This is a genomic window from Achromobacter sp. SIMBA_011 (assembly GCF_046535435.1).
Taxonomy (GTDB): domain Bacteria; phylum Pseudomonadota; class Gammaproteobacteria; order Burkholderiales; family Burkholderiaceae_B; genus Achromobacter; species Achromobacter dolens.
In genome coordinates, this window is record NZ_JAWRWN010000570.1 from 1 (window position 1) to 266 (window position 266).

Sequence of the window (266 nt, forward strand, 5' to 3'; positions counted from 1 at the left end):
CGCCGCCCAGACTCGCAGACAGGCCCGGCTGCGCGAGGTCCGCGTTCGATTCGCGGCGGCTGCGGCGCGAGCGGCGTTCGCCGCCGTCGTCGTCGCGCGCGGGGCGGATGTTCAGGCCGAGGCCGAGCGAGATGTCGGCCCACACGAAGAAGTCGCGCCAGCGGAAGTCGATGAGCCAGGGCAGGCTCACGAAAAACAGCGCCGTCATGACGAGCGGGGTCGCGACGTGGCCAATCAGCTTGCCGAGCCCGTCGGCGAGCGCGTGT

1 protein-coding gene is annotated in these 266 nt (G+C 71.8%); it reads right to left on the reverse strand.

The window, feature by feature from the left end; genetic code table 11:
• On the reverse strand, positions 1-266 hold a 266-nt coding region (locus tag SB816_RS32195; RefSeq protein ID WP_410548270.1), incomplete at both ends, for a hypothetical protein.